Annotated in this window: 25 protein-coding genes; 17 read left to right on the top strand and 8 right to left on the bottom strand. The window is 69.7% G+C overall.

Going from position 1 to position 23,895, the window contains the following annotated elements; translation table 11 throughout:
* Window positions 1-217 precede the first annotated feature (217 nt).
* The 8 genes from ACSQ2F_RS19740 to sctU form a co-directional block, all read right to left on the bottom strand.
* Entirely contained in the window at window positions 218-613 is a 396-nt protein-coding gene (locus tag ACSQ2F_RS19740) for a hypothetical protein (protein ID WP_436025950.1), read from the bottom strand.
* Window positions 614-695: 82 nt separating this feature from the next.
* Entirely contained in the window at window positions 696-1,853 is a 1,158-nt protein-coding gene (locus ACSQ2F_RS19735) for a TolB family protein (protein ID WP_436025949.1), read from the bottom strand.
* A 58-nt stretch (window positions 1,854-1,911) separates the two neighbouring features.
* Complete coding sequence (locus ACSQ2F_RS19730) at window positions 1,912-3,069, bottom strand: TolB family protein (RefSeq protein ID WP_436025948.1); 1,158 nt, start codon at window positions 3,067-3,069, stop codon at window positions 1,912-1,914.
* A gap of 114 nt (window positions 3,070-3,183) precedes the next feature.
* Window positions 3,184-4,350: a hypothetical protein gene (locus ACSQ2F_RS19725; RefSeq protein WP_436025947.1), complete on the bottom strand. Its 1,167-nt coding sequence runs from the start codon at window positions 4,348-4,350 to the stop codon at window positions 3,184-3,186.
* Window positions 4,351-4,422: 72 nt separating this feature from the next.
* A complete protein-coding gene (locus ACSQ2F_RS19720; RefSeq protein ID WP_436025946.1) occupies window positions 4,423-5,136 on the bottom strand; it encodes a hypothetical protein in 714 nt (237 codons plus the stop codon).
* 206 nt (window positions 5,137-5,342) lie between these two features.
* Window positions 5,343-5,669, bottom strand: a complete 327-nt coding sequence (locus ACSQ2F_RS19715; protein WP_436025945.1) for a FliO/MopB family protein — start codon at window positions 5,667-5,669, stop codon at window positions 5,343-5,345.
* Window positions 5,670-5,793: 124 nt separating this feature from the next.
* The gene (locus tag ACSQ2F_RS19710) at window positions 5,794-6,555 is read right to left on the bottom strand and encodes a LysM peptidoglycan-binding domain-containing protein (protein WP_436025944.1); all 762 of its coding nucleotides are present in this window, start codon (window positions 6,553-6,555) and stop codon (window positions 5,794-5,796) included.
* A gap of 77 nt (window positions 6,556-6,632) precedes the next feature.
* The gene (gene sctU / locus ACSQ2F_RS19705; RefSeq protein ID WP_436025943.1) at window positions 6,633-7,817 is read right to left on the bottom strand and encodes a type III secretion system export apparatus subunit SctU; all 1,185 of its coding nucleotides are present in this window, start codon (window positions 7,815-7,817) and stop codon (window positions 6,633-6,635) included.
* A 339-nt stretch (window positions 7,818-8,156) separates the two neighbouring features.
* On the opposite strand from sctU, the gene ACSQ2F_RS19700 reads away from it, so the two are divergent.
* The 17 genes from ACSQ2F_RS19700 to sctR all read left to right on the top strand — a co-directional run bounded on the left by ACSQ2F_RS19700 (window position 8,157) and on the right by sctR (window position 23,885).
* On the top strand, window positions 8,157-8,957 hold the full coding sequence (locus ACSQ2F_RS19700) for a lytic transglycosylase domain-containing protein (protein ID WP_436025942.1): 801 nt from the start codon (window positions 8,157-8,159) through the stop codon (window positions 8,955-8,957).
* 10 nt (window positions 8,958-8,967) lie between these two features.
* A complete protein-coding gene (locus tag ACSQ2F_RS19695) occupies window positions 8,968-10,929 on the top strand; it encodes an FHIPEP family type III secretion protein (protein ID WP_436025941.1) in 1,962 nt (653 codons plus the stop codon).
* Between the two features lie 37 nt (window positions 10,930-10,966).
* A complete protein-coding gene (gene sctC, locus ACSQ2F_RS19690; RefSeq protein WP_436025940.1) occupies window positions 10,967-12,925 on the top strand; it encodes a type III secretion system outer membrane ring subunit SctC in 1,959 nt (652 codons plus the stop codon).
* A gap of 2 nt (window positions 12,926-12,927) precedes the next feature.
* Window positions 12,928-14,085, top strand: coding sequence for a SctD/MshK family protein (locus ACSQ2F_RS19685; RefSeq protein ID WP_436025939.1), 1,158 nt, complete (start codon window positions 12,928-12,930; stop codon window positions 14,083-14,085).
* Between the two features lie 61 nt (window positions 14,086-14,146).
* Window positions 14,147-14,440: a hypothetical protein gene (locus ACSQ2F_RS19680; RefSeq protein WP_436025938.1), complete on the top strand. Its 294-nt coding sequence runs from the start codon at window positions 14,147-14,149 to the stop codon at window positions 14,438-14,440.
* 28 nt (window positions 14,441-14,468) lie between these two features.
* Window positions 14,469-14,891, top strand: coding sequence for a hypothetical protein (locus ACSQ2F_RS19675; RefSeq protein WP_436025937.1), 423 nt, complete (start codon window positions 14,469-14,471; stop codon window positions 14,889-14,891).
* 9 nt (window positions 14,892-14,900) lie between these two features.
* Entirely contained in the window at window positions 14,901-15,719 is an 819-nt protein-coding gene (sctJ, locus tag ACSQ2F_RS19670) for a type III secretion system inner membrane ring lipoprotein SctJ (RefSeq protein WP_436025936.1), read from the top strand.
* On the top strand, window positions 15,712-16,293 hold the full coding sequence (locus ACSQ2F_RS19665; protein WP_436025935.1) for a hypothetical protein: 582 nt from the start codon (window positions 15,712-15,714) through the stop codon (window positions 16,291-16,293). The genes sctJ and ACSQ2F_RS19665 overlap by 8 nt, the downstream gene beginning before the upstream one ends.
* Window positions 16,290-16,919: a hypothetical protein gene (locus ACSQ2F_RS19660; protein WP_436025934.1), complete on the top strand. Its 630-nt coding sequence runs from the start codon at window positions 16,290-16,292 to the stop codon at window positions 16,917-16,919. The genes ACSQ2F_RS19665 and ACSQ2F_RS19660 overlap by 4 nt, the downstream gene beginning before the upstream one ends.
* Before the next feature lie 5 nt (window positions 16,920-16,924).
* Window positions 16,925-18,259, top strand: a complete 1,335-nt coding sequence (locus ACSQ2F_RS19655; protein ID WP_436025933.1) for a FliI/YscN family ATPase — start codon at window positions 16,925-16,927, stop codon at window positions 18,257-18,259.
* On the top strand, window positions 18,256-18,786 hold the full coding sequence (locus ACSQ2F_RS19650) for a hypothetical protein (protein WP_436025932.1): 531 nt from the start codon (window positions 18,256-18,258) through the stop codon (window positions 18,784-18,786). The genes ACSQ2F_RS19655 and ACSQ2F_RS19650 overlap by 4 nt, the downstream gene beginning before the upstream one ends.
* Window positions 18,783-19,355, top strand: coding sequence for a hypothetical protein (locus tag ACSQ2F_RS19645; RefSeq protein ID WP_436025931.1), 573 nt, complete (start codon window positions 18,783-18,785; stop codon window positions 19,353-19,355). Before ACSQ2F_RS19650 ends, ACSQ2F_RS19645 begins: the two co-directional genes overlap by 4 nt.
* 18 nt (window positions 19,356-19,373) lie before the next feature.
* Window positions 19,374-20,537 carry a hypothetical protein gene (locus ACSQ2F_RS19640; RefSeq protein ID WP_436025930.1) on the top strand — a complete coding sequence of 388 codons (1,164 nt, stop codon included), beginning with the start codon at window positions 19,374-19,376 and terminating at the stop codon, window positions 20,535-20,537.
* Window positions 20,527-21,669, top strand: coding sequence for a sensor histidine kinase (locus tag ACSQ2F_RS19635; RefSeq protein ID WP_436025929.1), 1,143 nt, complete (start codon window positions 20,527-20,529; stop codon window positions 21,667-21,669). Before ACSQ2F_RS19640 ends, ACSQ2F_RS19635 begins: the two co-directional genes overlap by 11 nt.
* On the top strand, window positions 21,666-22,289 hold the full coding sequence (locus tag ACSQ2F_RS19630; RefSeq protein WP_436025928.1) for a response regulator transcription factor: 624 nt from the start codon (window positions 21,666-21,668) through the stop codon (window positions 22,287-22,289). Before ACSQ2F_RS19635 ends, ACSQ2F_RS19630 begins: the two co-directional genes overlap by 4 nt.
* On the top strand, window positions 22,289-23,194 hold the full coding sequence (locus ACSQ2F_RS19625; protein ID WP_436025926.1) for a hypothetical protein: 906 nt from the start codon (window positions 22,289-22,291) through the stop codon (window positions 23,192-23,194). The genes ACSQ2F_RS19630 and ACSQ2F_RS19625 overlap by 1 nt, the downstream gene beginning before the upstream one ends.
* Before the next feature lie 37 nt (window positions 23,195-23,231).
* Window positions 23,232-23,885: a type III secretion system export apparatus subunit SctR gene (sctR, locus tag ACSQ2F_RS19620; RefSeq protein ID WP_436025924.1), complete on the top strand. Its 654-nt coding sequence runs from the start codon at window positions 23,232-23,234 to the stop codon at window positions 23,883-23,885.
* Window positions 23,886-23,895 lie beyond the last annotated feature (10 nt).

Raw genomic sequence — 23,895 nt, 5'->3', positions numbered from 1 at the left:
TGTTGCGCAGGAGCTGTCACCGTAACGGCCGGGGCGCCATCCAGCCAGCTGGGGCCGCTCCCAGCTCGGGCTGACCCGAGGGGCCGCGGCGGAAGCCACGTTCGGCGCGGCGAGCCTCGACGCGGGTCAGGTGCGGGTGCATTCCAGCAGCAGACGCACGGCCGCGGCAGCGATGTTCGTCGTTCGAGCCCTGCGCCGCGTCCTGGCCCGTGGCCGCTCAGACAGCGTGGTCGGTCGAGCAGTAGGCCTTGAGGCGATCGCCCACGCGGCACAGGTTGTAGGACTCGCGCCAGCTCCCGCACGAGCCGCCATCGGCGTCCAGCAGTTCCCATTGCACCGTCGCCACCGCCGCGTGGGCCCCGAGCGGCGTCACGCGAAGGTCCTCGTACCGGCAGGAGCGACAGCCACGCGCGTAGTAGGCGTCGACCACGCGCCGGAAATACGCGGCGATCTCCGCCGACGTGGCGAAGACATCGGCCGAACCCGCCGCATGGAAGGCCAGGTACGGCGCGTGATACCGCGCGGCGATGGTGGCGCCGTCGAACGAGCCGAAGGCTTCGACGAAGTCGTCGAAGAAGCGCCGGGCGAGCGAGTCGTGTGCTGAAGACGTCATGGTGTGGGGTCACGCCGCCGCGGGTCGCTCCCGACGGCTCGCGGACGCGTTCTCAGCGGACGATGGTGGCGCTTCACTTGCTTCACGGCAGCCAGGCGATGTCCCCGCAGGCCGACAACCACTGGCCGCCCGGCTGACCTGCCGGCGCGCGAACCTTGATGCCGTACTGCGCGTCGAACCGAGGCCACGAGATCACGGTGCGCTCGGCGTCCGCTGGCAGCACGAACACCTGGTTCGTACCGCAGCCCGTTGATCCGATCACTCCGCCCGGAAGAGGAAACGACTGATCATCCGGAAAGATGGGCGCCACGACCGAGCCCGACATGTTGTACATGCCGGCAATCCAGCGACCGTCCGGAGACCACGTGGGACTGACGAATCCGTAGCTCATCGCCGTCGCTTCGTCGGGCACCTTGGTGATCCGGCGCAGTCCCGTGCCGTCCGCTCGAACGACCCAGATGTGGCCGTCCCAAGCCGTGCCACGCGACTCCCTCCAGGTGAACGCCAGATGGGTTCCATCGGGGCTGGCGACCAGCGTGCTGGTGCCGCTGACATAGTCCCCGAAGTCGCCATTGATCGGAAGGTCGAGCGTGGCAACCAGGCGGGACGTTCTCTCGGACGGCGATGAGATGTACAGCGCATTGGCAACGAGGTACACGTACTGCCCGTCCGGCAGCCATGCGGCCGGACTCGAGATCACCGTGTCGTCCTCCGTCAACATGGAGCCGCGTTTGACAACCGCGCCTTGCTCGGCGTCGAAGATCGTCAACGGGTTTTTCTCCGACGAGAACACACCCTGTGAACTGTCGTGCCAGAAGGTCAGGATTTGCTTGCCGTCGGCGGACAGTTTGGGCCGGTCGAACGACGCGTGAATCGTGATGTCGTCGCGTGTGCGGGTCCATGTTCGGGTGCTGAAGAAGGCGATCGGTACGGTCCCTGCGTAGGGATGCAGCTCCCAACGAAGAACCGTGTCGGCTGACGCGCCAGCCGTCCAGCGCGCTTTGGCCTTTTCGAGGGTTGGCAGGGCCGTGCGTTCGCCCGTGCGCAGGTCGAACACCACCGCATCACCGGCCGGGTGATTGACCAGCATCTTCCCCGGCAGGTTGGTGTCACGGTAGGTGGTGATCTCTCCGGCCTCACCGGCTCCTGGTGTCGGCGCACCCGATCCACCGCCTCCGCAGCCGGCGGCGGCCAGCAGGGAGGTTGCCGCAACGGCGGAGAGCAGGCGCAGGAGGGACATGGTGGATCCTGGGAGGGTTGATGCTCGGGCCTGAACGGAACGCCGCAGGCGAGGTGCTTCACGGAAGCCAGGCGATGGCCCCGCAGGTCGTGAGCCACTGCGCACCGGTGTTCTCAGGATTGCGCACCTTGATGCCGAAGGTGGCGTCGATCGCGGGCCAGGAGATGCGGACCTTGTCCGCCGTGGCCGGGAGAACGAAGACCTGGCTGCCGCTGCAACCCGTCGTGCCGATGACCTGCCAACCCGAGAACTCGTCCTGCGGGTAGTCGGGCGCGATGGAGGTGCCCTGCATGTAGAAGACCCCTGCGACCCATGCGCCGTCGGGCGACCACACCGGATTCCCGAAGCTGTAGTCGAGAGGAGAGTCAGGGTCAGGGACGGCCGTCAGCTTGCGAAGCCCGGTTCCGTCGATGTTCACAACCCAGAGGTGCGAGTCCAGCGAATTCTTGCGCGGCTCGTGCCACGAGAACGCGAGGCGCTTGCCATCCGGGCTCACGCTCATCGACGAGTTGGTCGACACGGGCCGTGTGCCGAGCGCGTCGTTGTCGGCCAGCGGCAGCGTGGCGATCTCGGTGGAGGTCGGTGAGTCAGGGCTCGACACGAACAAGGCGTTGCCTGCCAGATAGACATACCGTCCGTCAGGAAGCCATGCGGCTGGTTTGGAGAAGACGAGTTCTCCGTCCAACTGGGAACCCCGCTTGAGAATGTCGCCGTTCAGGGCGAAGACGGTGAGCTGCTTGTCGGTGACGCTCTCGCCCCCGGGTTCGTCGTACCAGAAGGTCAACAGCGAACGTGCGTCGGGCGCGAGCAGCGGGGTGGTGTAGCTCGGCGGAAGGGGCAGGTCGGCACCCAACGGGGCAAACGTCCTCGCGTCGAAGAGAGACACCGGCCAGACGTCGGCACCGATCGACGTGTTGTAGCGCAGCACGGCCGTGGAACTCCCGCCGGCGGCCCAATGGTCCGCGTCGGCGTCACGGGCAGACTGCGGCAGGGCGCTTCGCGCGCCGGTACGCAGGTCCACCACGAAGTCGTTTCCGGTCTGGTCGACCAACAGCCTTCCCGGCAGGTTGGTCTTGCCATAGGTGTTGGCCTCGGCCTCGGGCGACCCGTTCGGCGGCGGGGTGGCGGTGTCGACGCCGGGGCTTCCGCCACCGCCGCCGCAGCCGGCTGCGAGCAAGCCGGGCAGCAGGGCTGCGAGACAGCATGTACGGATCATGGGCATGGATGGACTCGACAGGACTGCAACCGCGGCAAGGGGGCCGTCGGCTGCGCGGTGCAGCCGACGGCCGCCTGCGTCACGGCCACGTGAGACAGAGATGCGCGGTCGGCCTCACGGCATCCAGTGCACCGACCCGCAAGTCGACAGCCACTGACCACCGGCGCCGCCGGCGGCCCGCACCTTCACGCCGTAGGTGGCATCGAAGCGCGGCCACGAGACGCGCACCTTGTCGGCCGCTGCGGGCAACACGACGACCTGGCTGTTGGCGCAGCCGGTGGTGCCGGTGACCACGCCGCCGAGGAAGGGCTCGTCGGGGTAGACGGGCGCGGTGGACGTGCCTTCCATGTGGAACACGGCCGCCACCCATTGGCTGTCGGGCGACCACGTGGGTTCGCCGTAGGTGTAGGACACGGCGGCGGCGGGGTCGGTGGCGCTGGTGAGCTTGCGCAGGCCGGTGCCGTCCACGTTGACGACCCAGATGTGGGAGTCATCGGTGGTGCCGCGCGGCTCCAGCCAGGACAGGGCGATCTTGGTGCCGTCCGGGCTGACGGACAGCGTGCCGGTGCCGTTGATGTAGCCGGCGTCGGTTTCGCTGTTCGCCGGCAGCGGCAGCTCGGCGATGAGCGTCGAGCCCGCGGACGTGGGCGAGGAGGCGTAGAGCTTCTCTTCGACCATGTAGACATAGCGGCCGTCAGGCAACCAGGCGGCCGGGGTGGTGGTGATCACGGCACCGTCGAGTTGCGAGCCTTGCTTGACCACGGTGCCGTTTGCCCGATTGAAGACGGTGAGCTGCCGATCGGCCCGGGTCTCGCCCGCCGACTCGTCGTACCAGAAGGTCAGGAAGTGCGCGCCGTCCGGCGACAGCAGCGGCTGGGTGAATCGCGACGACACGGTCGCGTTGGAAGCCGCTTGCCAGGAGCCGGTGTCGAAGAAGGCCAGCGGCCAGGCGGCAACGTTGGTGTCGGTGGTGTAGCGGATGGCGACCTTGCCGGCGGCACCCACTGACCAGTGGTCGCTCGTCGCGCGGTCGGCCGTCGCGGGCAGCGCGGTGCGTGCGCCGGTGCGCAGGTCGACGACGAAGTCGCCGTCAGGATTGTCGACGAGCAGGCGCCCGGGAAGGTTGGTGTCGCGGTAGGTGTTGGCGGCGGAGCCGCCCCCGCCCCCGCCCCCGGGTGGCGGGGTTCCCGTGCCCACATCGGTTCCTCCGCCACCTCCACACCCCGCTGCGATGAGGGCGGGCAAGAACGCGAGGGCGGACAACAACCGAAGTTTCTGCATGGGTTCGACTCCTGAAATGACCAATCCGGCCCACGGCATGCGCCGTGGACCGGATCGGGGGTTGGAAAGTGATTACTGCTTGCGTGCGACGGACGACATGCCTTCGCCGATCGTCTTCATGGCGGTGTTGAACGAGTTCTGCAGCAGGTTGAACTCCTGGCTGGTGGCCGAGAACTCGGCGTTCAGGCGCTGCATTTCGGCGGCAGCTTCCTGCTTGGCTTCATCGCTGCTGCCCTTCGGCTTGTTGTTGGCGATCTCGCCGCTCAGCTTGACCAGGTTCGATGCCTTCTCGCCCATCACCTTGCCCATGGCATGGGCGATGGCGACCATCCAGCTGCCGCTGCTGGTCTTGCCGCCCTTGGAGGGCTTGCTGGAACCGTCGTCCTGCTCGTTCTGGTTCTTGATGGACTCGCGGACGGCTTCGATGATGGCCTTGGTCAGCTGCTGGGTGAAGTTGTCGAACTTGTCACCCACGCGGCCCTTGGCCTCATGCTCGGTGGAGGCATCGACATCCTTGTTCTTGCTCTCGGCGAGCGCTTCCTTGACGACGTCCTTGACCTGGTTGACCAGGAACTTGGGCATGCCGTCTTCCTTGTGCAGGGTCTGCGCGGCGTCGTTGACGGCGCTGCCCACGGCGTCTTGCAGCAGGTTGCCGACGGCCGAGCCGATCATGCCGCCGATCGGGCCGCCGAAGATCGAGCCGACGATGCCGCCGATGCTGCTCAGAAGGCCGCCGCCGCCGGCGCCACCGATGCCACCCATCACGCTGTTCAGAGCTCCAGACATGTTTCTCTCCTGTTGAATCCGATTCCGTTGATTTGAGGCTCCCGACGTTGCGGGGCCCCCCTGCAACTCATTCGCCACCGATGCCGATCGCGTACTGCAGAGTCGACGGAATGAATTAAAGGCGCAGGAGGCTGGATTCGTAAGCTGGTGCGTGCGATAGCTAGGGTGCGCCCCAGACGCAGATGTCATGGGAGCGCGGTGCATGGTCATGCCTCGTGGCTCACTGGATGAGCCACCCCGACGTCGGAAGCGGAGGGCTTGGCGGAAAGGGATGAACGCGAGAGCAGGGAGATGCCGCCGGCCGTCACGCCGAGCAGCCACTCGTCGCCCTGGTAGTGCAGCACGACGACGCGTTCCTTGGCACCGACGGGCAGGGCACGAACGAAGCGCAGCTCGTCGCCGTGGACGCGTTGGCCGGGCAGCATGCGCCCTTGCTGCAGGCGCTTGAGCAGGGCGATGCAGACCCACGCGAGCACGGCGACGAAGGCCAGTGCGAGCAGCGTGCTGAGCAGTTGGGTGGAGAAGTTGTCCATGCGCAGTCGGGTGTTGGCTGCGCATTCTTGAACAGCTGCGGCGACGATTGCCACCACAGACCACGGCGAAACTAGGGATTGACCAGCCCCGCGTGCATGACGCGTGGCGTCATGGCAGGCCGTCTCAGCCCGCAGTCGGCGGCCGGCGAACGGCCACGATGTCATAGGTGCCGAGGCCGAAGGAGGACTCCTTCACCTGGTTGCTCTGGTTGCCGCCGAGCAGGGTCACGCGCCCGTCACCGCTGGTGACAAAAAAGCCGACATGGTTCTGTCCGGTCTGGCGATTGCGGATCACGACGACGTCGCCGGACCGCGCATTGCCGAGTCCGCCCACGTTCTGGCCCCAGCCGGCCCAGCTGATGGCCGCGGCACTGTCGGTGCCTCGCATGCCCGCCTGCTCCATGGTCCAGTTGACGAACGATGCGCACCAGGGTGTCTCGTCATCGTTCGCCCGGAGGCTGGTGGTCTGGTGGTACTGCACGATGCGGCCGTTGTCCTGGCCGCCGGCGATCTCGCGCTGGCCCATCTCGCCGCGGGCGATGGTCATCCACGGGCGGGTCGGGTCCGCCAGGCCGTTGCGGCGCGCGAGGGTGGCGACATCGCCGTCATGCCGGGCGGCGAGCTGGGCCAGGGTGGCGCCGCCACCCTGGCTGGTGCGTGCGCCGCTCGATGCGGTTGCACCGGGGAGCTTGAGGGTGTCGCCGGCGTAGATGAGGTCGCGGTTGCGGATCTGCGGGTTGGCGTCCATCAGCGCCTGCACCGTCGTGCCGTAGCGGGCGGCCAGGCCCGACAGCGTCTCGCCACGCTCGATGAAGTGGGTGCCGTCAACGCCCTCGCGCGGGCGCTGGGCGGTCGATGCGGAGTGGGCGGCGGTGACGAGGCTCATGGGCGACTTCCTTAGACTGCGGTTGGCCCGAACCTTAGGGGCTCCGCCTCGACGCCGCTACCTGTCGCCGGCCCTGGCTAGGGCGGACCCGAGGGGGCGGCATGCAGGCCGTCGGGGTAGCGCGTGAGGTCCTCGCCAGGTGGTTTGCGGCGCGGTCGGTCGGCGGCGCGGGGTGCGGTCTTCAACGGATCGACATGCGACTGCACGTCTTCCCGGACCTCCTTCGCCCACAGGATGACCTCGGCCATCACCTCGAAGAGGTCGCGCGGAATGATCTCGCCTTCCTCCCCTCGGGCGAGCAGGTCGCGGGCGAGGGGAATGTTCCGCACGATCGGCACACCGGCCGCCTCGGCCGCCTCGCGCATGGCGCGGGCGATGTCGTCCTCCCCCTTGGCGCTCAGCGTGGGGACGGGGCAGGCCTCCCGGTCGTAGTCGATCGCGATGGCCACGTGCGTCGGGTTCACGAGCAGCACGTTGGCCTGGCCCGCGGCGTTGGCCGCGTTGCGCTGGGCCCATTCGTGCTGGGTCTGCCGGCGCTGCGCCTTGATGTGCGGGTCGCCCTCGGACTCCTTCATCTCCTGGCGAATGTCGCGCAGGCTCATGCGGTTCTTCTTCGTGAAGCTGTGGCGCTGCCACACGAAGTCGAGCACGCTCACCGCGGCGAATACGCCGAGCGTCCAGGCGACGAGCTTGAAGCTCACCTGCCACAGCGCGGTGCCCATCGCATCGGGCGTGGCGCCGCCGAGCAGCGCGATCTGCGGCAGCAAGGCGCGCAGGACCAGCCAGCCGATGGCCAGCAGCAGGGCCGTCTTGACCACCGCCTTCAGCACCTCGATGAGGTTGTCCATGCTGAACATGCGCTTGACGCCGGCGGCGGGGTCGAGGTGCTCGAGCTTGGGTTGCACTTTCTCCATGGCGAACACCGGACCCGCCTGCAGGAACTCGACGAGCAGGCCGATCGCGATGACCGGCAGCAGCAACAGGGCGGTGGCCCACAGCACGACCTCGATCGCGAGCCAGCCCATCGCCGTCGCGGCGATGGCAAAGGGCTGCTGCACGCTTTCGATCACCCGCTCGGTCAGCGCGGAAACGCGCTCGCCCACCCAAGGCAGGGCCATCGCGCCAAGCGCGAGCCAGACCAGCAGGGTCAGGGTGCTGGTGATTTCGCGGCTCTTCGGGACGTCACCCTTCTTGCGCGCATCCCTCAGGCGCTTCTCGGTCGGCTTCTCGGTCTTGTCGCCGCCGTCGTTGCTGTCGGCCATGGCAGATCCTCATGTGCGGGAACCCGCAAAGACTGCCTCAAAAGCGAGGTTGGACCGGACCATCCCTAGTTTGAAGCGTAACTGACGCTTACAACCATGACAGGCGACGCCACTTCTTATGGAGGGACGCGCCGCTTGACACAATTCCTGTAACGGACAGATACAAACGGGCGTGATGCACGTCACGAACTGGACGCCCCTCCCCGGCAACATCCCGGCATCGAAGTCACCGCAGTGTGGCTCGGGGGTCACACCGAACCGGGAGTTCCGATGTTTCGCGGACGGATTGACGTAGTTGGTGCCAATGCTGCGCGCAAGGGCGCGCTGATTCTTGCGATCTTGACCACTTATGGCGACGCTGCCCTGGCGTGCGGCAGTACCGCTGCGGCGTGGGCTGTGCAGTCGCCCGACATTGCCCGCAAGTTCGCCCTGGCCCACGCACATTGCGGCGCCGGAGGTGCTGCGGGCGCGGTCGCACCTGCGCAGCAGGCCGTGCCCTCGCGGCCGGAACGCTTCGCCGAGCAGCTGTGGCTGTACGAAAACGCCCGGGCGGCAGCCCGGCCGGAAACCACCGCGCTGAACCCGCCCGTACCGGCCGCCGCGGCGCCCGCGGCGATTCCGACGGAGGGTCTGCGTCATCGCTCCGCGGGAATCATTCGCCCGATGCAGGGCGTGAGCCGATCGTCGGCGGCCCGTGCGCTGGCGCTGGTGCCTCAGATCAGCCAGGTGGCAGAGCGCTACCGCATCGACCCGCTGCTCCTGCACGCCATTGCACACGTCGAGTCGCGACACAACCCCGACGCGGTCTCCCACGCCGGGGCCCTGGGTCTGATGCAGGTGATGCCCGCGACCGCGCGCCGCTTTGGTATCACCCAGCCTCGGACGGAACTGCACGACCCGCGCATCAGCCTCGAAGTGAGTTCGGCGTACCTCAAGACGCTGCAACGCCGTTTCGACAACGACCTCACCCTCGTCATCGCGGCATACAACGCCGGCGAAGGGGCGGTGGAGAAGTACGGCCGCCGCGTGCCGCCGTACAAGGAGACCCAAGGCTATGTGAAGGCCGTGATGGCGCACTACCGGCTGTTGCTCGGTTTGCGGCAAGGCACGGACACGGCAGCCGTGCGGCCCTCGCTCTGAAGGGGCCGCCATGAGCCTGTCTGCCTACTTCCAGTCGGCCTCGCTGCGCCCGGAAGGCGCGCTGTCCCGCTACAGCGACCTCGTGCTGGTGGCCGGCGTCATCGCCATCGTGGCGCTGATGGTGTTGCCGCTGCCGCTCTTCGTCATCGACCTGCTGGTGGCGGTGAACCTCGCGATGGGCGTCATGCTGCTGCTGATGGCGATCTACATCGGCTCGCCGCTGGAGTTCTCGGTCTTCCCGAGCGTGTTGCTCATCAGCACGCTGTTCCGACTCTCGCTGGCCATCGCGACCACCCGCATGATCCTCTTGCACGGGGACGCGGGCCACATCATCGACACCTTCGGGCGCATGGTGGCCGGCGGCAACCTCGTCGTCGGGCTGGTGGTGTTCCTCATCATCACGGTGGTGCAGTTCATCGTCATTGCAAAGGGCGCCGAGCGCGTCGCTGAGGTCGCCGCCCGCTTTTCCCTTGATGCAATGCCGGGCAAGCAGATGTCCATCGATTCGGACCTGCGCTCGGGCCTGATCGACAAGGACGAGGCCAAGCGCAAGCGCCGCGATCTGGAAGCCGAAAGCAAGCTGCACGGCAACCTCGACGGCGCGATGAAGTTCGTCAAGGGCGACGCCATTGCGGGGATCGTCATCATCGTCATCAACCTGCTGGGCGGCCTGGCGGTCGGCGTGCTCCAGCAAGGCATGGACATGGGCCACGCCATGACGAAGTACTCGGTGCTGACGATCGGCGACGGCATGGTGTCGCAGATCCCTGCCCTGCTGGCGGCGATGGCGGCCGGGTTGATCGTGACGCGCACCTCGGATGCGGAAGACAAGCACCTGGGCGACGCCATGCGCAAGCAGTTCACGGCCAAGCCCCGCGTGTTGCTGGTGGCAGGAGGCATCTGCGCCCTCTTCGCCTTCGTGCCTGGGTTCCCGGCCACCACCTTCGGCGTGCTGGCCCTGGTGCTGGGCGCCGGCGGCATTGCGCTGACACCGGTGCTGCGCAGCCGGCTGGGCAAGGCGTCGGGGCCGGCCTTCGACGCCGTCATCAAGCGCAAGGAAGCCGCGCCGGGCGTCATGGCGACCGCCCTGCCCGCGCCGCAACCCGCCGTGCCACTGCTGCTCGAAGTGCCGACGCGCGCCCTCGGCGTGGACCAGGGCGCCTCCCTCACTCGCGCGCTCGAGGAGGTGCTCCAGCACTTCCAGCTCACGCTGGGCCTCGCGCTGCCGCGCATCAGCATCCATGCCCAGCAAGCCGACGCCCCGTGGCGCCTGCATGCCTTCGAGGTGCCCATCGCGGAAGGCGAGGTACCGGCCGAGGCCATCCCCGACACGCTGGCCCACGCCGTGCGCGAGGCGCTGCGCCGGCACACCGCGCTGTTCCTCGGCATCCAGGAAACCAGCGCGTTGCTGACACGCGCCTCGGTGGACTACCCCGAGGCCGTGAAGGAAGTGCTGCGTGCCATTCCGATGCAGCGCCTGGCCGACATCCTTCGCCGGCTCGTCGAGGAAGAGGTGTCGGTGCGCCATGCCCGCGACATGCTGGAGGCGCTGGCCGAGGCGGGCCAGCGCGAGAAGGACGTCTTCACCCTGGCCGAGTTCGCCCGCATCGCCTTGAAGCGCCACATCAGCCACCGCTACGCACCGCACGGCACCTTGCGCGCCTGCCTGCTGCTGCCGGACCTGGAAGACCTGCTCCGCCAGGCCTTGCGAACCACCGGCGGCGTGCAGCAGCTGGCCATCGACCCGGCCGCGGCACGCCAGATCATCGACCAGTTGCGCCACAGCGTCACCACGCATGGCGTGGCGGCGATCGTCACCACGGTGGACCTGCGCCGCCATGTCCGCAAGCTGATCGAGCTCGACTGCTTCGACGTACCGGTGCTGTCGTACCACGAGCTGATGCCCTCGCTCAAGCTGGACGTTGCCGACCGTGTCGGCGCGCCCGCCACGCCCCTGCTCGAAGCGGCTTGAGCGCCGCTCCGAACCGCCCTTTCACGAGATATCGCGAATGCTCCGATCACTTCCTGCCCCTGCAAACCCGGCCAAGCGCTCCGACCCTTCCCCGGCGCGTCGCCTCGCCGCGATCGCGCGCCGCTGCCTCGTCACGGCCGCCGCGGCCGGCGTGCTAGGCGCGAGCGGCGCGGCCTGGTCGGCCCCGGCGCCGTTCGCCGATCGCAAGATCCAGCTCGCCGCGCGCGAGCAACCGATCGCCGCCTTCCTGCAGGACCTCTTCGGTCTGCTCGACGTTCCCGTGTCGGTGTCGCCCTCGGTCAAGGGTCATGTGAACGGCACCTTCAACGGCGAGGCCGAAGGCATCGCCCGCAGCATCTCCCGTGCATTCGGGCTCGTCATGTACTACGACGGCGCGGTGATGCACGTGTACACCGCCGGCGAGATGGGGGCCCGCACGCTGCCTACCAGCCCGGCCGTGGCCGACAAGGTCATGCGCGCGGCCACCGAGATGCGCCTGGCCGATGCGCGCAACACGCTCCGCGCCACCCGCGACGGCGCCGTGATCGCCAGTGGCACCCGCCGCTTCATCGAGCAGGTGGAGGAGCTCGCCCGCGCCAGCCAGGTGAGCCAGGCCGTGCAGCCGCCCATGGGGTTCAAGGTCTTCTACCTGCGATATGCCTGGGCCCAGGACGTGACGGTCAACTTCTCCGGGCGACAGTTGGTGGTGCCCGGTGTGGCGAGCATCATCCGTTCGCTGGTCACGTCATCACCGCGCAGCCCGGCTTCCCTCGCCGGCCACGAACAGGCGTTGCGTCCGACCCAGCCGCGCCTGAAGGGCCAGGGCCTGGGCCGCGTGGCCAACCAGCCGGTGCTCGGCTTGCCCGACGCAGAGGCGCGGCCCGGCACGGCCGACGTGCTGATGGCCGCCTATGGCGGCTCGGGGGGCGGCGTGCAGGGCGGCGGCAGTGGCATGGGGGGCGGCGGACTGGTGCTGGGTGACCTGCAGCAGGTGCGGATCGAGGCCGATACCCGGCTCAATGCGGTCATCGTGCGTGACGCTCCGGAGCGCCTCGCGCACTACGAGCAGCTCGTGCAGTCGCTCGACGTGGAGCCGCAATCGCTCGAGATCGAAGCCACCATCATCGACATCAACACCGACAAGCTGCGTGAGCTCGGCATCAACTGGCGCGGGAACACCGGCAAGAGTTCGGTGCTGCTCGGCAAGGGCGACTCGTCCGACCTGCTGCTGCAGCCGGGCGGCTCCGTCGTCGGCTCGGCCATCACGCCGAGCGCCATGGGGGGCGTCATCTCGGCCGTGCTGGGCGACAAGGCGCAGTTCGTGGCCCGCATCAGCGCGCTGCAGAGCGAGGGCGCGGCGAAGGTGGTGTCGAGCCCGCAGGTCGTCACGCTGTCCAACGTGGAGGCGGTGTTCGACAACAGCCAGACCTTCTACGTGCGGGTGGCCGGCCGCGAGGAGGTGGACCTCTTCAACGTCTCGGCCGGAACCTCGCTGCGCGTCACGCCCCATGTGTTCAAGGACACCCAGGGCGTTCGCATCAAGCTGCTGGTCAACCTGGAGGACGGCACGCTGTCGTCGGAGCGCGTGGATGCCCTGCCCATCGTGGAGCGCTCGTCGATCAACACCCAGGCGCTCATCTACGAAGGCGAGAGCCTGCTCATCGGGGGCCTCACACGCGAGTCGTCCGGCAGTGGCGTCGACAAGGTGCCGTTGCTGGGCGACATCCCGATCATCGGCAACCTCTTCAAGACGCAGCGCGAGAGCGGCGGGCGCATCGAGCGGATGTTCCTGATCTCGCCCCGGCTCTCGGCGCGGCGCTCCGCGGCGATGGGCCCGGCGCCCGCACCCGCGGCGCCGGCCATCCCTCCTGCAGTGCAGCCGGCCGCTCCGGTGGCCCCGCCCGCAGGTGGAACCTCGGGCTACTGCGATCTGCCCGGCTGCCCGCGCGACCGCGTGCTGGCCCAGGCGGCAGGTGGCTCGGAGATGCGGCAGTGAGCATGGAACAGGCCCTCGAACTCCGTGTCCTCGCCGGGCCGCAGGCGGGGGCCCGCATCGCCCTCACGCCCGGCGGCCGGGTGGACGTCGGCAGTCTGGATGCAACGGGCTGCCATGTCGTGCTGCGTGACCCGCAGGTTACCGAGCAACGGGTGCGACTCCACGTCGGCGTGGACGACGCGTCGCTCGAGGTGCTGTCCGGTCGGGTGTTGCTGGCCGGGCGCTGGCTGACCGCGCCCGCCACGGTCCCGTGGGCCTGCTACGCCCCCATCCGCGTCGGCGACACGGTGCTTGCGATCGGTCAGGACCAGAGCGAAGGGTGGGCACGCGCCGAATCCATGGCCTTGGTGCCGCTGGCCGAAGCGGACGCCGTCGAGGCGCCCCAACGGCCTGATCCCGGCGTCCCTGCCAGCACCGAGGCCACCGTCTCCGTGGCGCCCACCAGCCGACCACGTCGTCGGCTCGAGACCTGGCTCGCCATCTTCGGCGGCGCGCTGACGCTGGTGGCCTCCGGCCTGCTGGCCTTCGTGAGCGTGGCCACGCCGGCCCACGTGGGCATGGAGTCGCCTGCCCAGCGGCTCACCCGATTGCTGCAAGTGCCCGAGTTCAGCGGCCTGCGTGTGGTCACGGCGGAAGGCGACCGGCTGCGCGTGCAGGGCGACCTGCTCACCAACGCCGACCGACGCCGCCTGGAGGCGCAGTTGTCAGCCGCCGCGCTGTCACCGGTGCTCGACGTGCGGGTGGGTGAACAGATCGCGGCAGGTGTTCGCGAGGTGTTTCGCATGAACGGCGTCGTGGCTGAAGCGGCGCCGCCGATCGAGCTCGCCCAGGTCGGCACCGTGCGCGTGGCCACCCGCGTCGCCGATCCCGCGGTGCTTCAGCACGCCGAGGCGGTGGCGCGCCGCGACGTGCCGGGCCTGTCCGGCCTGCAGGTCAGCAATTCGCCGCCGGCGGCCGTCCCGGTGTCGACGCCCGTGGCCGACGATCCGGGCAAGCGCGTGGCGTCCATCGTGCCCGGCGAAGCGCCCTACGTGGTCACTGTCGACGGCACCCGCTACTTCACCGGCGCGATGCTGCCCAGCGGGCATCGGCTGTCGGCCATCAGCGAGCAGGAAGTGCTGCTCGACAAGGACGGCGTCGTCTCGAGCCTGAAATTCTGAGCGCCGGCCGCCGTGCCGGTTGTGTGTCCCCCGTGTTCAACGATCAACCCAGGAGTCTTTCATGAGCAACGCAATCAATCCCCTCTCCATGATGGCCACCGCCCCCACCAGCGGCAAGGCGGGCAAGTCCGACAACTGGTTCGAGGCCATGGCGCAGGCCTGGGGCGAAACGCTCGACAAGACCGCCACCACCATCGAGACCATGTCCAACGACATTGGTGCAGGCAACGACAAGCCGGCAGCCATCACGGCCCTCTCGGCCGAGTCGCTGAAGATGAGCTTCCTCTCCAACAGCTCGCACACCGCGCTGTCGAGCGTGGGCAGTGCCCTCGAGACCATGGCCCGCAAGCAGTGAGCCGCTGCGCATCGACGAGGAGCCTTCGATGAACATCGATCCATCCATGCTCGCCGCTTCGCCGGTGCTGGGACTTGGCGGGGCGGCGGGCGGCTCGCCCGCCATGCCGGCCGGCGGGGTGCAGGCCGGCTATGGCCTGTCCTTCACCGACCTCGGCCACTTCGAGCAGGCCTTGTCCACGTCGCAGGCGCGGCTGGAGGCGCGGCCGGTGCAGGCGCCGTCCGAGGCACTGCAGGCGATGGCGCGCCCGCTCGAGTACGTGAACAACGAGGCTGCGTCCCTGGCCGAATTCGCCAACCGCGCCGTGGAGGCGGGCAGTGCGATGACGCCCGGCGAGATGGTGATGCTCTCGGTCCGCTGCCAGGAGTTCATGTTCCATTGCCAGCTCACCTCGAACGTGGCGAACCGCGCGTCCGACGGCTTGCAGCAGCTCTTCCGCCAGCAGTCCTGAGTTCACGCCATGCCCGCCTTCTCGCTGCCCCGCCGCTGGATGCCCATCCTGCCCGCCCTGCTCGCGATGATCCTGCTTGCGGGCTGCGCCCGCCAGGAGCTCTATGGCCAGCTCTCCGAGCGACAGGCCAACGAAATGGTCGCCTTGCTGCAGGCCTCCGGCATCGACGCACGCAAGGAGTCGCGGGATGCGGCCACCTTCGCCATCTCGTCGCCGCCCGAGTCCTTCGGCCGGGCGATCGAGCTGCTCCATGCGAACGGCTACCCGCGCGGCAGCTTCGACACCGTCGGGCAGGTGTTCAAGAAAGAGGGCTTCGTGTCGTCGCCCGTGGAGGAACGCGCACGGCTCACCTATGCCTTGTCGCAAGAGCTGGCCAACACCCTGCAGACGATCGACGGCGTGGTGGTCGCCCGCGTTCACCTGGCCGTTCCCGACAAGGACCCGCTGGCCGACAAGGCGCGGCCCGCGTCGGCCTCCGTGTTCATCAAGCACCGGCCCGGTCGCGACCTCACCGGGCAGGTGGGGCAGATGAAGGCGCTGGTGGTGAACGGCGTGGAGGGCCTGCCCTACGACAACGTCACGGTCGCCCTGTTCCCGGCCGAAGCCGGCCCGGCGGTCAGCCCCGTGAAGGCGGCTGACCCGCTCAACACGGTGCTGTCCGCGGCGGCGGGCGTCGGCGCCCTGCTGCTGCTGGGTGGCGCAGGCCTGTGGGGCTGGCGTCAGCGGCACCTGAGGCGGCAGCCCGCGTTGGCGCTGGTCCCGCAACCGGGTGGCGCGACGGCCGCGTTCGATCGGGCGGCCGAGGCGGCGGAGGCTCGCCGTGCGTGAAACGACGCTCGCCCTGCAGCCACCGCTCGTGCCCGACGAGGCCCGGCGCACACGTGCCTGGAACGCGCGCGTGGCCACCTGGCTGAACGAGGTCTGGGCGGGCGAACCGGAGGACGCGATGCCGGCCGTGCGCTGGGACACCCTGGGCGCCGTGCCCGCCTGGGCACTCGGCACGCCGGCCCAGCTGGAGCGTTTGACCCTGCTGGCGGGCGCCCTGTTTGCGGCGCCCGCGCTGCGGGTCTGCCTCGATGCCAGGCCGCTGACGGGCGTGCGCAACCTCATCGGCGCGCAGGCACTCGAGCGTGTGCTCGGCATGCCGGGTCTGCCGACGCAGGCGCCGGTCTGGCCGCAGGCCGAAGTCGATGGCCGCAGCGAGCGGGACATCCTCCACGCCTGGGGCGGCGCGTTGCTGGTGGCGAGCGTCGGCGAGCCGGGTTTGCAAGCGACCGTGCGCCGGGTCCTCGACCTGCGCGGCGATCCGGTCGACATCCAGGCGCTGCCCGCCTCGGTGGCCCTGCGGCTGGTGCGCCTGGCCCTCGACATCGCGCGTGACCTCGACCGGGAGGCCGCATGAACCGCTTCACCGTGTTGCATGGCCGCCGCTCGCTGCAGGTGGCAACGAACCGGCTGGTCATTCCGGCCGACGAGATCGGCAGTTTCGCCACCTCGATCGAATGCGCCCAGGCGCTCACCTCGCTGCTCGAGCACGAACGGGCCCGCGTCACGGCGGCGATGGAACAAGCCCGCCAGAGCGGTCTGGAAGCCGGGCGCCGCGAAGGCCAGCGCGAGGCCTCCGAGCGCATGACCGAGGCGGTGGCCCGCATGGTGAGCGAGCAGCACGCCCAGACGCAGGCCACGCGCGCCGCGGTGGGGACGCTCGCGCTCGCCGTGGTGAACAAGCTCGCGGCCACGCTGGGGGCCGAGCAGCTGGTGCCCGCGCTCATCGAGCAGGCGGTGGTCGAGCTCCTGCCCCAGCGCCCCACGCGCGTGCGGGTGAGCCCGGAAGCCGTGGAAGCCACCCGGGAACGCGTGGGGCGCCTGGGCCTGTCGGCCGATGTCCGCGCCGACGAGACCTTGCAGCCCTTCGACTGCGTGATCGACAGCGTGAATGGTCAGCACGTGGTGAGCCTCGACACCCAGCTGGCGGCGATCGCACGGGCGCTCGGGGTGTCCGAGACGGTGGACATCGAGGTCAGCTGAGCGCCATGGACGACAGCCCGCTCGATCTGCACCTGCAGCGCACCCTGCACAACCTGCAGCGCATGCGCACCGTGAGCCAGCGCGGCCGCGTCGTGCAGGCCTTCGGCACGATGCTGCGCGTGAGCGGCATCCCGGCCCGCATCGGCCAGCAATGCCGCATCGTCGACGTGCACACCGGCACGGCGCTCGGGGCGGAGGTCGTGGGGTTCGCCGACGGCCACGCGCTGCTCGTGCCGCTCGCGCCGCTGCATGGCGTCACCCTCGACGCCGAGGTGGAGGTGCTGCACGACGGAGGCACCGTGCGCGTGGGCGAGGCCCTGATGGGCCGGGTCCTCGACGCCTTCGGTGCGCCGCTGGACGGCCGCCCCCTGCCGACCGGACTGGTCGCAGCGCCGCTGCACGCGGACGCGCCGGCCGCACTCGACCGGCCGCCGATCCATGACGCGTTCGCGACCGGCGTGCGAGCCATCGACGGTCTGCTGACCGTGGGGGTCGGGCAGCGGCTGGGCGTATTCGCCGCCGCCGGCGGCGGAAAGTCGACCCTGCTCGGCATGCTGGCGCGCCAGGCCTCCGCGGACGTCAACGTCATTGCACTGATCGGCGAACGGGGCCGGGAGGTGCGCGAGTTCATCGACGACAACCTCGGGCCCGAGGGCCTCGCCCGCTCGGTGCTGATCGTCTCGACGTCCGACCGCCCGGCGATGGAGCGCGCCCGTGCGGCGCAAGCGGCCACCGCCGTCGCCGAAGGGTTCCGGGCGCAGGGCGCACGCGTGATGCTGCTCATGGATTCCGTGACCCGCTATGCGCGGGCGCTGCGCGAGATCGGCCTGTCGATCGGCGAGCCGCCGGTGCGTCGCGGCTTTCCACCGTCTGTGTTTGCCGAGCTGCCCCGGCTCTTCGAACGCGCGGGCAATGACGGGCGGGGCAGCATCACCGCCTTCTACACGGTGCTGCTCGAGGACGAGGACAGCGCCGATCCGGTCGCCGAGGAAGTGCGCTCCATCCTCGACGGGCACCTGGTGCTCTCGCGTCAACTGGGCCAGGCCAACCACTACCCGGCGATCGACGTGCTGGCCAGCACGAGCCGCACCTTCGGCCGGGTCACGTCGCCGGAGCACCGCGCGGCCGCGGCCCGGCTGCGCGCGCTGATGGCCAAGCATGCTGAAATCCGCTTCCTCCTTCAAGTCGGTGAGTACCGTGCCGGCAGCGACGCGCTGGCCGACGAAGCCATTGCCAAATGGCCGGCCATCAACGCCCTGCTGCGCCAGCCGGCCGAGACGGCATCGGCCTTCGCCGACACCCTCGCGCAACTGAGCGATCTCAGCGGAGTGACCCCATGAAGTCCGCCACCCCGACCCTCGGCCATCCGGCAGACCTCGCCCAGCTGCTCCGGCTCCGCACGCTGCGAGCGGATGCGGCCGAGCAGCACGTGCGACTGAAGCGCCACGAGGTGGAGGCGGCCGCCGCTGCGGTGGCCCAGCGCCAGCGCGACATCGCCGCCGCTCGTGACGAGGTCGAACGCCATGCCCGCTTCAGCGTGGGCGCGGGCGCCGTCGACCTGGCCCGCCTGGCGCCTTGCTTCACGGCGTTCCGCGAACAGATCGAGGAACGCCTGGAGCGGGTCGAATACGGCCTCATCGACGACGAGGAAGCGCTCGAGGCGGCCGAGGCCGAGCTCGACGCGGCGCGGCGCGAACTCTCACGCGCCCAGGCGCGGCGAGACGCCGTCGACGACGCCTTGCAACGCAGCCGCCGCGCCCGGGTCCTCGGGCGCGAGCGTGCATCCGACACCGAACTCGAAGACCTGCCCGCGCTGTGCGGCCCGGCGGGTCACCCCCCGTCCTTGCTTTCCCGGAGCCCTCGATGAACCCCGCTGCACTGGACCGTCCACCCGTCCGCCCCGCCGCCGAACCGGTGTCTCGCGCGCGACCGCCCCAGACCGAGCGTGACGACTTCGAACGCCTGCTCGACGAACAGGAGCAGGCGCCCGCCGAACATACGCCGGAGGCTGCGGCCGGGTGGCCGCAGGCGGCTCAGGCCGCGACCGGAACGGAGCCGGGCACCTCGGTCCTGCCGGAGCGCGCCGAAGCCGGTGTCGCTCCGTTGCGTCTCGCCGCGTCGCTCGGCGAGCCTGCGCCGCCGCCGCCCCTCGCGGCGCCCGCCAGCGATCAGGCGGCGCTGGCGGCTCGCCTGGACACCCCACTGCGCGCGCCGGGTGAAGCGGCTCGCTTCGACGTCCTCTCGCCGTCCACCAGTGCCGGGGTCTCGTCGGTGGAACTGCGCCCCCTGGCCACCGGTGGCGTTGGCGTCACGGTGGTCGCGGGCGCGGAGCATGCGCAGCTGCTCGACCGGCACGTGCCGCAGCTGCAACGCCGGCTCGGCGCCAAGGGATCCGCACACCTGCGTGTGGACGGGCAGGCCGACGGACGGCGGTGACGTTCTGGAACGCACGCGATGAGCGACCTCTCCATCTCAGCCATCACCGCGGTCTCCCGCACCAGCGCCTTCGCCGGCGGTGAATCGGCGGCCGGCGGCAGTGCGAATCCGGCGCCCGCCAGCGCGCTGGAAGCCCTGGTGGCGTCGCCCTCGGGCGTCGTGGAGACCGGCGGCACAGGCGGCGCACTGACCAGCACGCTCACGAACGGCGTCGCGGCCTTGGGCGCCGCCCCCGAGGCGTCGACCACCTGGACCGAGGCCCAGACGCCGGGCGGCCATGAAGCGGCCACCGCTCCGCCTTCGCAGACCCTGGCCTTGATGGCGCAGGCCGGGCCTCGCCCGGAGACGCTTGTCGAGCGTCCGGGGACGGTCGGTGAAGCGGGGCTGCGTGACAACGCTGCCGCCGTGACGGGTTGGGGCGACAGCCAGGTGGCTCCGTTGCAGACGGAACTGCAGGCGACCGTGGCCGTCGCATCGCTGCTGCACATCCCGAGCGGCGGTACGAGCCCGCGCGCCGCGGGCGTCGAGGATCCGACGCGCCACGGTGGCGGCTTCGACCACGACGATGGCGGCGCGGACGAGTCCGATTCGTCCGACCAGGACGAGGCCCCGGCGCCAGACGACCAGATTGGCGCGCCGCGCCGTGCTTCGCCCGGCATCGGCGACCCCGACCTCTACCAGCGCCTGCTGGCGGTGCTGCGCGCGGCGGAGCGTGACTGCGAGGCGCTCGGCGCGATCCTCGCCGAGCTGCGGCGCCAGCGTTGCGTTCTGCTGGTCACCCCCGTCGGCCTGCCTGCCGGCGAGCGTGCCGCGGCACATGTGGATGTGCTCTGGCCCAGAGCCACGGGCGGTCGTGCGCTGCGCTTCGCCGGCGAACTGCACTGGCCGGCCGCGCCTGCGCCCGCCTGGTGGACGAGCCATGTGGTCAAGACCCAGTCCGCGGGCCACGTCCGCCGGCTCGCACCCGTGGTGACCGGAACGTCGAACGCTTCGCAGGTGCAAGTGCTGCTCGGCGCCCAAGCCCGGCCGCCGGAATCCGTGCAGGGCGTGTGCCTGCGGGTGCGCGAGTCGACCCGTTTCTGGCGCGCGCTCGAGCCGCAGTGGAGCCTGCGCATCGCGCTGCATTCGCGGCCATTGCTCGACCCGGTCCACCATCATGAGGAACTGGCGCATGGGCCGTGAAGCCGCCACCATCGACCGGGCCGTGACGTCGTCGGCGACCCTCGACCCGATGAGCCACTGGCCCATGGCCACGCTGGAGGCACTGGACATCTGCGCCGCTTCGCTGGCGCCGTCGTCCGGTCGTGTGCTGTGGCGCGCGCCGGCCTTCGACGACCTGGTGGGCGGTGCGCACGACACGATCGAGGCCTTGTGTGGGGCACTGCCGGGCCTGCAGGTCCTGCTGGACGACCTCGACGACGATCTGGTTCGCCCGCTCGACTGCGGCGGCCGCATGCTGGAAGCGCAGCTCACCCGCCGCGGCGGTGTGACGGTGCTGCGCCTCGCGGACCGGGTGGCTGAGGCGCAGGCGCGCCAGCGTCATCTGGAAGACCGTGAGCGGCTGCTCTTCACGTCGCGCCTGCTGTCCATCGGCGAGATGGCGACCACGCTTGCCCACGAGATCAACCAGCCGATCGGCGCGGCGGCCAATCTGCTGCGCGGCGCCGTGATGCGGCTGCAGCGGCAGCAGGGCGCGTCGGCAACCGCTGAGCAGGCCAGCCTGCTGCAGGCGCTGCAGCGAGCCACCGAGCAGGTGTTGTTCGCCTCGCGCGTCATCGCCCGCATCCGCGAGTACACCCATTCCCACACGCCGCAGCGCGTGCCGGTCGACGTGGTCGCGCTGCTGAAGGTCTGCGTGAGCCTGCTCGACTGGGAATGCGAGCGGGAGGGCGTGGACGTGAAGGTGGAGGTGCCGGGCACGCCGCTGTGGACGATGGCGGACGAAGTCATGCTGCAGCAGCTCTTCGTCAACCTCATGCGCAACGCCATCGATGCCATGCGGGGCTGCCCGCCCGGCTGCAAGGCGCTGGTGATCGATGCGCGGCCCGAGGGGCCGCAGCTCGAGGTGACCGTGCGCGACAGCGGCTGTGGCATCAGCGAGGCCGCCGAACAGACGCTCTTCGTGCCGTTCGTGTCCAGCAAGCCCACCGGCACCGGCATCGGGCTCAACATCTGCCGCTCCTTCGTCGAGTTGCACCAGGGCCGGCTCTGGTTCACCCGCAACGAAGACGGGCCGGGCACATCCTTTCACGCGGCACTGCCCCTGCTGCCGCCTGCCGACATCCAGAAGCTCCAGGAGGAATCCAAGCGATGAACGCCCGCACCGTCTACATCGTGGACGACAACACCGAGTTCCTGCAGTCGGCCGTCTGGTGGCTCGAAGGCGCCGGTTTCACCGTGGAGAGCTTTGACGACCCGAAGCGTGCGCTCGAAGCACTGGCGACGCCGCGGGCCGATGCCTGCCTGCTGCTCGACGTTCGCATGCCGACCATGTCGGGACTTGAAGTGCATGAGTCGCTGCGCCAGCGCGGCGTTGCGATTCCTGTCGTCTACATGACGGGCCACGGCGATGTGCCGCTGGCCGTGGAGGCCATGCGCAAGGGCGCGGTCACCTTCATCGAGAAGCCCTTCGCCGACGAGGCGCTCGAGTCAGCGCTGGCGCTGGCCTTCGAGGCGCGGCCGGGAGCGGCGACGCAGCCGGCCGCCGGCAGCCCGGAGGACGACGCCTTCGCGGCGCGCCTCGCACGGCTCACGGCGCGCGAGCGCGAGGTGATCGACTGGGTCATCAAGGGCAAGCTCAACAAGGTGATCGCCGACCTGCTCGGCATCAGCATCAAGACGGTCGAGCTTCACCGAAAGAACGCCATGACCAAGCTGCAGGCGCGCAGCGTGATCGAGCTGACACGGCTCATGGTGACGGGCAAGGTGTCGTGATGGGCGGAGCAGACCTCAAGCTCGGTGAGGCGCAGACCCTGCAGGGCGGGGCCACGCACCATGCCTTTGTTGCGCGGCTGCCGGATGCGGTGGTGGGCATCAAGGTGCCGGCGGCCACCCCATCGGCCGAGGCCCTGTCGCGCCGTGGCACGCTGGATGCGGCGCTGGCCCTGGCCCGCGCCGAGCCCTGGATCGCCTTGCTCGAAGACTGGTTCGGTGCGGGATTGATGCCCGTTCCAGCACCGGCAGACCCTGCGGCTGCTGCAGCCCGACTCGGCCAGCACGCGCGCCTGTGCCATGAAGATTCCGGGCTCGAACTGCAGTTGTCGCTCGTGGCCCTCGCGGAACTCGGGCGGCCACTGCCGGACGCCTTCGCGGCGTGGCGCTGGCAGCCCGTCCAGTGCACCCTCGTGCTGGACGCCATGGCACTCGGGGAGGCCGACGCGCGCGCCTTGGCGCCCGGTGCGGTGCTCCTGTTGCCGGCGTCGTTTTCATCGACGTGGCAAGCCCGGCTCGTGCCGGCCGGCGGGCAGGGCGGCCTCTTCGGCGCGCGCCTGCATGAGGCGCGCGGCCGCTTGTGCGTGAGCCCCACCGGTGAACGCGTGCAGCATGCCGGCAATGACCACGCCTCGGTGCACTTCGCCGCGCCCGTGGTGCTTCGGCCGCCCGATCTCCTCGGGTGGACCGGCGGCGGCAAGCCCTCGGCGCTCGACATGGCCGCCTTGCTGTCTCCCGCCAGCATGGTGCTGCACAGCTCGCCGCTGCAGCAGCAACGGGTCATGGCCTGCGGGCAGCTGATGCCTGTCGGGTCGGGCTACGGCGTTCGCATCGAGTCCGTCCCGTCAACCCCGGCCGCGCAGGCCGCGGTGGACCGCCTGTCCACGGACGCCTCTTTCCCGGCCTGACGGCCTGTCACGCAAGCCCGGAGCGCTTCGCCCCTTCATGGACCTCACCCAGTTTTCGCCGTCTTCCGCCCTGGTCACCGTGGTGGTGCTGGCGCTGGCGCCCTATGCCGCCGTCATGGTCACCTCCTTCACCAAGATCGTCGTGGTGCTGAGCCTGTTGCGCAATGCGCTTGGCTTGCAGCAGGTACCGCCCAACGTGGTGCTGAACGGCCTGGCACTGGTGCTCTCGGTGTACGTCATGTTCCCGGTCGGACAGCAGATGATGGAGCGGGCCGCCCAAGTGCCGAATGCCGCGGGCAGCACGAGCGGCCTGCTGGCGGCGGCCGATGCTGCCAAGGAGCCGCTGCGCGAGTTCATGCTCAAGCATGCGCAGCCGCGTGAGCGGGCCTTCTTCCTGAAGACGGCCCAGAAATCGCTGCCGGCCGACAAGGCGGCCGCCCTCACCGACCGCGACTTCATCGTCATCGTGCCGGCCTTCACCGTCACCGAGCTTGCCACGGCATTCCAGATCGGATTCCTGATCTTCCTTCCCTTCCTGGTGGTGGACCTCATCGTGTCCAACATCCTGATGGCGATGGGCATGATGATGCTGTCGCCCACCACCGTGTCGCTGCCCTTCAAGCTGCTGCTGTTCGTGCTGATCGATGGCTGGGTCAAGTTGACCCACGGCCTCGTGCTCACCTACCACTGAGGCCGGGCGA

It is taken from the genome of Rhizobacter sp. LjRoot28 (genome assembly GCF_964253025.1).
Taxonomy (GTDB): Bacteria; Pseudomonadota; Gammaproteobacteria; order Burkholderiales; family Burkholderiaceae_C; genus Rhizobacter.
Note: the sequence above shows the minus strand (reverse complement) of the source record. Positions and strands in the feature narration are given on the sequence as shown.

Bases quoted from the DNA above. Each gene is read 5' to 3' on its own strand.
- sctC (WP_436025940.1), top strand. From the start codon at position 10,967: ATGCTCCGATCACTTCCTGCCCCTGCAAACCCGGCCAAGCGCTCCGAC.
- ACSQ2F_RS19650 (WP_436025932.1), top strand. From the start codon at position 18,256: ATGAAGTCCGCCACCCCGACCCTCGGCCATCCGGCAGACCTCGCCCAG.
- ACSQ2F_RS19740 (WP_436025950.1), bottom strand. From the start codon at position 613: ATGACGTCTTCAGCACACGACTCGCTCGCCCGGCGCTTCTTCGACGAC.
- ACSQ2F_RS19695 (WP_436025941.1), top strand. From the start codon at position 8,968: ATGAGCCTGTCTGCCTACTTCCAGTCGGCCTCGCTGCGCCCGGAAGGC.
- ACSQ2F_RS19625 (WP_436025926.1), top strand. From the start codon at position 22,289: ATGGGCGGAGCAGACCTCAAGCTCGGTGAGGCGCAGACCCTGCAGGGC.
- ACSQ2F_RS19635 (WP_436025929.1), top strand. From the start codon at position 20,527: ATGGGCCGTGAAGCCGCCACCATCGACCGGGCCGTGACGTCGTCGGCG.
- ACSQ2F_RS19675 (WP_436025937.1), top strand. From the start codon at position 14,469: ATGAACATCGATCCATCCATGCTCGCCGCTTCGCCGGTGCTGGGACTT.
- ACSQ2F_RS19645 (WP_436025931.1), top strand. From the start codon at position 18,783: ATGAACCCCGCTGCACTGGACCGTCCACCCGTCCGCCCCGCCGCCGAA.
- ACSQ2F_RS19710 (WP_436025944.1), bottom strand. From the start codon at position 6,555: ATGAGCCTCGTCACCGCCGCCCACTCCGCATCGACCGCCCAGCGCCCG.
- ACSQ2F_RS19730 (WP_436025948.1), bottom strand. From the start codon at position 3,069: ATGATCCGTACATGCTGTCTCGCAGCCCTGCTGCCCGGCTTGCTCGCA.
- ACSQ2F_RS19655 (WP_436025933.1), top strand. From the start codon at position 16,925: ATGGACGACAGCCCGCTCGATCTGCACCTGCAGCGCACCCTGCACAAC.
- sctJ (WP_436025936.1), top strand. From the start codon at position 14,901: ATGCCCGCCTTCTCGCTGCCCCGCCGCTGGATGCCCATCCTGCCCGCC.
- ACSQ2F_RS19685 (WP_436025939.1), top strand. From the start codon at position 12,928: ATGGAACAGGCCCTCGAACTCCGTGTCCTCGCCGGGCCGCAGGCGGGG.
- ACSQ2F_RS19640 (WP_436025930.1), top strand. From the start codon at position 19,374: ATGAGCGACCTCTCCATCTCAGCCATCACCGCGGTCTCCCGCACCAGC.
- ACSQ2F_RS19720 (WP_436025946.1), bottom strand. From the start codon at position 5,136: ATGTCTGGAGCTCTGAACAGCGTGATGGGTGGCATCGGTGGCGCCGGC.
- ACSQ2F_RS19680 (WP_436025938.1), top strand. From the start codon at position 14,147: ATGAGCAACGCAATCAATCCCCTCTCCATGATGGCCACCGCCCCCACC.
- ACSQ2F_RS19715 (WP_436025945.1), bottom strand. From the start codon at position 5,669: ATGGACAACTTCTCCACCCAACTGCTCAGCACGCTGCTCGCACTGGCC.
- ACSQ2F_RS19630 (WP_436025928.1), top strand. From the start codon at position 21,666: ATGAACGCCCGCACCGTCTACATCGTGGACGACAACACCGAGTTCCTG.
- sctU (WP_436025943.1), bottom strand. From the start codon at position 7,817: ATGGCCGACAGCAACGACGGCGGCGACAAGACCGAGAAGCCGACCGAG.
- ACSQ2F_RS19735 (WP_436025949.1), bottom strand. From the start codon at position 1,853: ATGTCCCTCCTGCGCCTGCTCTCCGCCGTTGCGGCAACCTCCCTGCTG.
- ACSQ2F_RS19660 (WP_436025934.1), top strand. From the start codon at position 16,290: ATGAACCGCTTCACCGTGTTGCATGGCCGCCGCTCGCTGCAGGTGGCA.
- sctR (WP_436025924.1), top strand. From the start codon at position 23,232: ATGGACCTCACCCAGTTTTCGCCGTCTTCCGCCCTGGTCACCGTGGTG.
- ACSQ2F_RS19725 (WP_436025947.1), bottom strand. From the start codon at position 4,350: ATGCAGAAACTTCGGTTGTTGTCCGCCCTCGCGTTCTTGCCCGCCCTC.